Source organism: Archangium sp. (assembly GCF_036388035.1).
Lineage (GTDB): Bacteria > Myxococcota > Myxococcia > Myxococcales > Myxococcaceae > Archangium.
The window spans coordinates 1-8849 of record NZ_DASVSO010000029.1; the positions used below are offsets into that span (position 1 = coordinate 1).

General features: G+C 71.5%; 4 protein-coding genes. 2 read left to right on the forward strand and 2 right to left on the reverse strand.

The annotated features are described in order from the left end of the window. Positions 1–1182, reverse strand: a 1182-nt coding sequence (locus tag VF697_RS01275) for an AAA family ATPase (RefSeq protein WP_331091438.1), incomplete at its 3' end; no start/stop codon positions are given. Next, positions 1179–4529 (reverse strand): AAA family ATPase, encoded by a 3351-nt coding sequence (locus VF697_RS01280; RefSeq protein WP_331091440.1) that lies wholly within the window; start codon positions 4527–4529, stop codon positions 1179–1181. The genes VF697_RS01275 and VF697_RS01280, both read right to left, overlap by 4 nt. 77 nt (positions 4530–4606) lie before the next feature. Between VF697_RS01280 and VF697_RS01285 the strand changes: the two genes are divergently transcribed. Further along, positions 4607–5665 (forward strand): M48 family metallopeptidase, encoded by a 1059-nt coding sequence (locus tag VF697_RS01285; RefSeq protein WP_331091442.1) that lies wholly within the window; start codon positions 4607–4609, stop codon positions 5663–5665. Then, positions 5665–8849 (forward strand): beta-ketoacyl synthase N-terminal-like domain-containing protein (locus tag VF697_RS01290; protein WP_331091444.1); only part of this gene is annotated, 3185 nt, incomplete at its 3' end. The genes VF697_RS01285 and VF697_RS01290, both read left to right, overlap by 1 nt.

An 8849-nucleotide genomic window follows, 5' to 3' on the forward strand; every position in this document is an offset into this window, starting at 1 on the left:
CTCGTCGGCGTTGGTGGGCCGCACGTGGAGCTGGGTGAAGAGCGCGGCGAAGGACGGGGCATCGGACTCGAGCCGCTGGAGCTGCTCCGGTGTCACCGTGCCCACGAGGGTGATCTCCCCCCGGGCGAGCGCCCCCTGGAAGAAGAGCGCGAGGTTGGCGTCGCTGTCGCGCGAGCGGCCGATGCGGCCGAAGGCGTGCAGGTCCTCGACGAGGAGGATGCGCCGCCCTCCCCTCGCGTCCTCGAGCAGCTTCAGGCAGCGCTGCTCCCAGTCGCCCACATAGCTCATGCCGGCGATGATCCGCTTGCCGGCGATCGTCCAGACCTCGGTCACCTTGTCCAGGTTGCGGTGGGTCTGGAAACCCTCGGCCTCGAGCTGCTCGGCCACGAAGCGCTTGAGCAGGGTCCGCTTGCCGGAGCCGGGCGCACCGACGAGCAGCACCGGCGTGCGTCGCTCCCCACCGAGCAGGAGCTGGAGCTGCTCGCGGTAGGGACCGCGCGGCATGCCGGTGTCGAGCGTCCCCTCCGCCGCCTGGAGGGTGAGGTTCGCCCCGAGGTTGTGGAGCACCTGGGTGCCCGCGCTCGGCTTCTGCTGCTTCTTGCCGTGCTTGTCCTTGAGCTCCAGGTCGTCCCAGGGGCCCTTCTTCTTCCCCAGCTCGTCGAGCAGCGTCCGGGGCTGGGCCACGAACGCGAGCGCCTTGAGGCTGTCCTTGCCATTGGAGCGCAGCTCCTCGAGCAGGTCCGGCTCCAGCGCGACCCAGGCGCGGGTGAAGAAGAGCTTCGCCTGCTCCTCCAGGCTCTCCGCGGGGTCAATCGGGAACCACTCGTCCTGGCGCAGGGGGTGGTAGGCGATGGTCATCTCCTCGCCGCGCGTGCGCCAGCGCGGTTCGAGGATCAGCGGGAAGACGCCGGACAGGCGCCGCGTCTCGGCCCCGGCGTGCACGCGCTTGAAGTCGAGCTCCAACCGCACCCGCTGCAGGTGGATGCCGCGCGGGAACTGGAAGCAGGCCAGCTCCCGGACGGGCAGCTCGCCGATGATGGTCCGCAGGTCGTCCACGAGCTTGCGCTGGAGCTTGACGGTGCTCCGGCCCTCGCGGCCGCGGGTATGGGGGCCGAGCCCGAGCGTGGTCCAGCGAAAGCCAGAGGCGTCCCGGCTCTGGTAGACGGCGAGGGTGAGGTTCATCGCCTCACCCCCTGGAGCTTGTCGAGCGCGAAGGAGAAGTTGCCGTCGCGATCCAGCCCCTCGGCGAGCTCAATCAGGGAGAGGTATTCGAGCAGGACCAGCTCGAGGTTCCGGAAGTAGTCCGGGGTGGCGAGCTTCATCTTGCGAGCGCCGTCGGACAGGGAGAGCTCGTCGTCGGGGAGGTGCTCGCGCACGGGGGGCACCAGCCGGAGCTCCTGGGGCGCCGGCTGCGTGGGGGGAGCGGCGACTGGCAACTCGAGCTCCTTCTCGTACAGGTGGATCCGCATCGCCAGGGGATGGACATTGAGCAGGACCGGCTCGTCCTTCTCCAGCGGGGGGTAGCGGTGCAATCCGGCCTCGAGCGCGAGGAAGGCCCCGGCGTTCACCCCCGCCACCGACAACAGCACCTCGCGAAAGGTCCGGGAGGGCTCGACGAGCGCCTTCCTCAGCTCCTCGGCGTTGAGGACCGCGCCCCACTTGCGCTTGCGGTCGCTGCCCTTGCTCGTCACCGACACGCGACCCCCGACCGACCACCCGCGCCGGGGCGCGTCCGCGAGCAGCGGCAACAGATAACGTTCGAGCGCACGCCCATCCTTGGACTCCTGGAGGATGAGCGTGATGGCGTCCCGGCGGGGCACCAGCGCGAGCAGCACCGAGGGCATCAGCCGACGCAGGCCCCCGAGCTGCTCTCGGGCATCCTCCACGAAAGGCCCGGCATCCTGCTGCTCGAAGAGGGCCATTAGCGCCAGCTCCTCGGCGGCCACCAGCGCCGCGCGCAGCCGCTGTGACTGCGTCCAGATGCCATCGAGTCGGTGGTGCGACTCCTGGAGCTTCGCCACGGAGGCGGCCTCGGGGCCCCGCTTCTCCTCGCGGTCCCCCTGGGCGAGCTGGGCCACGAGGAAGCCCAGCTCCTCCTTGAGCTGCTCCACCGCGTCGAGCCGGAAGAGCGCGTCCATGGCCCGCCGCTCCTCCTGCAGCTCGCGCACGAGGCCGAGCTGGTTGCGCGCCGACTTCGGGCTCCCCTTCTGCAGCTCCACCGAGAGCCCCTCCGGGCGCGGGGCGATGACCACGCTACCGCCCTGGGCGTCCGGTCCCGCCGAGGAGAGCGCTCGGGCAATGGGGACGACGAGCTGTTGGTCCAGGTGCCTGCGCATGGCACGAGCGCCATAGGCCTCCTGGTAGCCCGACGTGGCGAGCGTGGTGGTGATCTCCGGCGGCACGTGGAGCGAGATGCCGCGCTGGAGCAGCCCCCGCCGCTGCCGCAGCTTCTCCACGCCGAGCCTCGCCACCTCCGCCGCCTGCTCGGACGTGAGCGGATGGAAGGGAATGAGCTGATCGATGCGGTTGATGAACTCGGGGCGGAAGGTCCGGTGCACCTCGCGCAGGTAGTACGCGCCGTCGTCCACCGCGGTCGCGCCGATGCCCAGCGTGTTGCGCCGGTGGGCCGCCCCGAGGTTGCTGGTCATGATGATGATGGCGTTGTGGAACCAGGCCGTCTGTCCGCGAGCATCGGTGAGCCGCCCTTCCCCGCAGACTTGCAGGAGCAGATCGAAGACGGCGGGGTGGGCCTTCTCGATCTCATCGAGCAGCAGCACGCAGAAGGGCTGCTGGCGGACGCGACGCGTGAGGAGCCCCTCCCCCTGGGCATTGCCCCGGATGAGCCGATCGGCGGCGTAGGCATCCATGTACTCGCTCATGTCGAAGCGGAACATCCGCTCCCCCGAGCCGAACAGGAACGTGGAGAGCAGCCGCGCGAGCTCCGTCTTCCCGACGCCGGTGGGGCCCACGAAGAGGAAGGTGGCCAGCGGCTTGCCCTGCGGCTGCAGGCCCGCCTTGACCAGGCACAGCGTCTCCACGACGCGGCGCACCGCCACCTCCTGGCCGATGAGCTGACGGCGGAACCACGCCTCCACCTCGGGCGCCAGCAGCGCGCGATCCTCACGCAGGAGGAACTCGGGGACACCCGTCTTGAGGCTGAAGAGCGAGTACACCCGCTCCCGGGTGAGCTCGGGCACCTGACCGCTGGCCGTGCGCTCCTGCTGCAAGCCCGCGCGCATCTCCTCATAGAGACGCACCGCCTTGCCCGGCAGCGCACGGCCCGGGAGGTAGCGCTCGGCCAGCTCCACGAGCGGCTCCACCGCGGCGTCGGCCAGCGTGGGCCGCGAGGCATCCACCTTCCGCTGCCAGGCCGCCCGAGCCCGCAAGGCCTCGCGGGTGTGCTTCGCTCCCAGCGGCTCCAGGCGCACGGACGAGAGCGTGGCGAAGAGGCCCGGCTGCCGGCTCTCGAGGAGATCGAGCGCATCGGGGGTGAGCTCGCCGAGGAACCGCACCCTTCCTTCCTCCAGAAAGGGCTTCATCGCGCCGGGGATGTCGATGGACTCGGAGGAGTGTTGCGCGAGCAGCTCGCCGAGGTTCTCGAAATAGAGGACGGCATCGAGCTCCTGCGCCGCGCGCATCACGCGCAGCACGCGCTCCTGCCACTGGCCAAAGCCGGACATGCCCGCGAGCAGCCGCGAGCCGCTCGTCGCGTACACCCGCCGCTGACGGCCGGCCTTCCGCTCCGCGCGCAGCCATGCGAGGAGCAGCTCCGTCTTGCCCGCGAGCTCCGGGCTGACGAGCAGCACGCCCTGCCGCTTCTCGCCACCGAGCAGGCTCGACAGGAGCGCGAATTCGGTGTCCCGGCCGATCAGCGGCGGCCCATGTTTGGCCTCCTCGCGGTCGTGGAGCTGCGTGGAGACGGTGAGGAGCACCTCGTGCGCCTGATCGCGCTTGAGCTTCTCCTGTTGCTTCTTCTTCGCCTGCCGGGCCTTCTCGCTGAACACGTCCTGGCGTCGGAGCTGGAGCTGGACGGTCTCGAGCGTCACGGACCTCGGCGGCAGCAGCCGCAGGTACTCGTGGGAGGTGGGCTCGCGCGCGGCGAGCATCCGCTCCACATCCGCGCGGACGGTCTCCCGGACGTCCTGGTTCCTGCCCACGTGGACGGTGTGATCGATCGCGGGGACGAAGACCCAGGTCTCCTCGGCCAGGGGCACGACCACGGCGGTCATCTCCACGGTGGTGGGCTTGACCAGGCGCTTGGGCAGGTCCGCGCGTGGCGCGAGGATCTCCAGCGCCTCGAGCCGGACCTGCTCGGGCAGGGAGAAGCGGGCGAGGACCTCGGGCTCCGCCTTGGAGAGGTACTCCTCGAGGAACAGGCGCTGCTCGGCGAGGCAGGCCTCCCGGGTGGTCGCGTGGCTCGTCAGGGCCGGCGAGGCCACGGGAAACGCCTGGTAGTCCCCGCTCCAGAGCTGCAGGCAGAGGAGTGGCGTGGAGAAGTCGAGGGTCCCGGGCGCGTGGGTGGGGGCCATTCACCCGGCATCCTATGTCGCCGTGCCTGGAGAGTGCACAGGATGAGGTACGCTGGCGGCAGGAGGCCTACCTCATCATGCCGCACGAGACCCCGAGCATCTTCCAGTCCGCGATCGACCGGCGCATGCGTGACGCACTGCTCGCCGACAGGCACGTCCAGCGGAGCGGCTCCATCGCGCGGCGGAGGCGACTGCTGACGGACGCGCTGCGGCTGACGCGCTCGGTGGCTCCGACGGTCATGGATGTGCTGGCCGCCTGCCAGGAGACCCTGGGCCACGCGGGCCCCGTGGAGCTGTTCGTCCAGCCGGATCAGAGGATCCACGCCGCGGCGGTGGAAGCCCCCGGGGAGCCGCCCGCCATCGTCCTCTCCTCCCGGCTCATCGAGGCACTCACCGAGGCCGAGCTGCGCTTCGTCATCGGCCACCAGCTGGGCCACCTGGTGCTCGACCACTTCGCCCTTCCGGTCGGCGTTGAAGGCGCGGAGGGGAAGCACCTCCCGCGCGCCAACGTCCTCGCACTGGATGCCTGGAACCGGGCGGCGGAGGTCAGCGCCGACCGGGCGGGGCTGCTGTGCGCCAAGGATACCGAGGCCGCCCTGAGTGCCTCGTTCAAGCGGACCAGTGGACTGGCCTCCGCGTCCGTGAAGTCCGAGCTGGCCGCCTACGTGCGCCAGGTGGACGCGCTGCTGTCCTCGTCCGCGGCCCGCGAGAAGCCACGCGAGGACGAGGACATGCTCGGCTGCTTCATCACCCACCCCTTCAGCCCCCTGCGCCTGCGCGCCCTCGTGGCGTTCTCCCGGTCGAGGACCTTCCTCCGGGTGGCGGGGCACTACGGGAGCGACGAGGGCCTCCCGGAAGAAGAGGCCGATGCGTTCATCGCGCGGGACTTCCAGGAGCTGGAGCCCTCGGGCCTGGCGGAGAAGCTCCCGCCAGGAGACATGCTCGCGGGGCTTCGCGAGGAGCTGTCCCTCTCCGAGCGGGCCCGGCTGGTGCGGCACCTCACCGTGGTGGCGGCCGCGGAGGGCCCGGTGAGCGACGCGCGCTTCCTGGAGCTGCGACGGGTGGCCGAGGCGCTCGCCCTCCCCCTGTGGACGATTGACGAGGCGCTTCGCGGCGCCACCTGCCCGTTGGATTGATGATGCCTTCCCTGAGCGGTCCGATCGCGATCGTCGCCTCCGCGTGCCGATTGCCGGACGCCGCCACGCCCGAAGCTTTCTGGAACAACCTGTTGGCGGAGCGCGTCTCGATGCGCCCGCCCCCCGTGGGCCGCTGGCCGGAGCACCCGGACGCACGGGTCGGTTCGTTCCTCGATGATGTGCGCGGGTTCGACGCGGCGTTCTTCGGGATGAAGGGCGGCGAGGCCGAGTTCACGGATCCGCAGCAGCGGATGCTCCTGGAGACGGCGCATGAGGCGCTCGAGCGCGCCGGGTTCGCGGGCCCTCGCCGACGCAACCGGCGCACCGGTATCTTCGTGGGCGTCGGTCAGTCCGATTATCAGGAGGGAATCCTCCGGCTCCTGTGGGCGGGTATGCCCGTGCACCCCACCGCGGCGGTGGGGAACCTGCGCAACCTCATCCCCTCCCGCGTCTCGCACGTCCTGGACCTGTCCGGCCCCTCGCTGGCCGTCGACACCGCGTGCTCGTCGTCGCTGGTCGCCCTGCACCTCGCCTGCGAGAGCCTGAACCGCGGCGAGTGCGAGCTCGCGCTGGCCGGGGGCATCACGCTGAACCTCACCCCCACCGTGTTCACCGTCCTCTCGCGCGCCGGGGCGCTGTCCCCCACCGGCCGCATCCGTCCGTTCGCTCGGGAGGCCGATGGCATCGTCCTCGGAGAGGGGCTGGGGGTGGTCGTCCTGGAGCGGCTCGAGGACGCGCTCCGGCGGCGTGCGCCCATTCTGGCGGTGGTGCGAGGAAGCGCGCTCAACAACGATGGCCGCACCTTCAACCCGATGGCCCCCAATCCCGCCGGGCAGATCGCGGTCATGCGGGAGGCGTGGCAACGGGCCGGGCTCGAGCCGGCGAGCGCCAGCTACCTCGAGGCGCACGGAACCGGCACGCGCGTTGGGGACTCGATCGAGGCGCGCTCGGTGTCCGCGGTCTTCGGGCGGGCGGGCGCGAACGAGCCGCTCGGGCTGGGCTCGGTGAAGGGCAACGTCGGGCATCTGCTGAGCGCCGCCGGAATGGCCAGCCTGCTCAAGGTCGTGTCCGCGCTCCAGCACCGCACGCTCCCGGCCTCGGTGCATGCTGGCTCGGCGGACCCGGAGCATGGGCTCACGTCGGCCGGCCTCTCCCTGGTGGACTCGCCACGTCCCTGGAGCGGACCGGAGCCCCTGCGCGCCGGCATCAACGGCTTCGGGTTTGGCGGCACCAACGCCCACGTCATCCTGGAAGAGCCGCCCGAGCGCCCTGCCCGCTCGCGCTCCCCCAGCACGCGCCCCCTGCTGTGGACGCTGTCCGCACGGACCGACACGGCGCTCCGAGCCAGCGCGAGGAACCTCGCGTCCTGGCTCCGGGAACATCCGGAGGTGGAGCTGTCGGACACCGCCCTGGCCGCGAGCGTCTCGCGAGATCCCGGCCCTCATCGGCTCGCGCTCGTCGGGGCGGAACGGATCCCCGAGCGACTCGAGGCCTGGGCGGATGGAGCACCGGCCGAGGTCCTCCACGGCGTGGTCCCCGACCGGGTGGCGAGGCGGAAGGCGCGCAGCGGAGCCTCGCTGGAGGGAGCCTCGGCGGAGGTCGCCGCGAGTGCGTTCATTGAAGGAGAGGCATTCGACCGGCTCGCGTGGGACGAGGCGCCGGACCGCGCTCACGTCCCGGTGCCCACCTATCCCTTCGAGCATCGCCCCTGGTGGGTGCCCGAGGCTCCCCCTGCCCCAGCCTCGGCGTCGCGGAGGATCGAACATCCGCTCCTGGTGGACGAGCTCGAGCTCACGCTGGATCGGGCGGTGCTCCTCGCGCGCATCACGCCCGACGACCCGCTCGTCTCCGAGCACGTCGTCCATGGAGTGCACCTCCTGCCGGGCGCCGCATGCATCGAGTTGATGCGCGCGGCGGCACGGCACGCCCTGGGTACGGAGCCTGCGGGCCTGGCGGAGGTCACTTTCGCACGGCCCGTCCGGGTGGATGACGAAGCCCGCACTGTGCGCGTGGTGGTCGAGCGCCGGGGTAATGACCTTGAGGTCTCCCTGACGGACGAGGACGGCGGTGTGCTCGCGCGGGCGAAGGTGCTGCGCACGAAGCAGGCGCCGCCAGAGGCACCCGGGATGGATGAGCCCCGCACGCGGGGTTTCGAGCCCTCCGACCTGTACGAGGGGCTCCGCGAGCGGGGAATGGAGCACGGCGCTTCACTGCGCGCCGTCCGAGCCATCGAGCTGGGCGAGCGGACCGCGCGCGCGGAGCTCTCCCTACCGGAGGAGGCACGGGGGCGAACGTTCGGCGTGCATCCCGCATTGCTCGATTCCGCCATGCAGCCGATCGCGGCACTCCTGCTGGCCCACACCCGGGAGCACGAGGGCCTGTACGTGCCGATGCACGTGGAGCAGGTCGAGCTGCTCGGCCCGGTCCCCGACCGGTGCGCGGCGCTGGTGACGCTGAACGGAGATCCGCGAGCGCCCGGTGATGTCGTGCAGTGCGAGGTGGAGGTTCGCGTCGGGAACGAACCCCGGCTGCGCCTTCGTGGACTTCGCCTGCGTCGAGTCACGGCCGAGGCGCTCCAGGGCACGGAGCGCGATGTCCGGGCCTGGATGCGCGAGGTGGTCTGGCGGGAGGCGCCCCCGGAACAGTCCCAGCCTCCTCGGGGACGTTGGGTCATCGTGCCCGCGGCGCATCCGGCGAGCCCCCAGGTCACCCGCCGCCTGCGTGACGCGGGAGCGACGTGTGAGCGCGTGGACCTGCCCGACCTGAAGGCGGCACTCGCCCGGGGCGAGACCGAGGGTGTCGTGTTCCTCGGGCCGACGGGGGCAGCGACCCCGCTCACGGACGTGGCCTCGTTCGACCAGGCGCAGCGGGATGGAGCCCTGGCGCTGCTCGCGGTCGCGAGGGCCTGGGATGCGCTCGAACGGGAGCGACGTCCCGGGCGCCTGCTCGTGGTGACCGCTGGTGCGACGGACGGCCTCGCCCCCGAGCGCGCGACGGTGGTGGGGCTGGGGCACGCGTTGGAGGACGAGCTTCCCGGAACCCGGTGCCGTGTCGTGGATGTCGACGTCACCGCCTCCGGGGAGTCCCTCGCGGACGTGGTACGGACCGAGGCGTCGTGCGCGATGCCAGAGCCGGACGGGGTCATCCGGTGGCGGCAGGGGCGCCGCGAGCGCCGGAGGGTCGA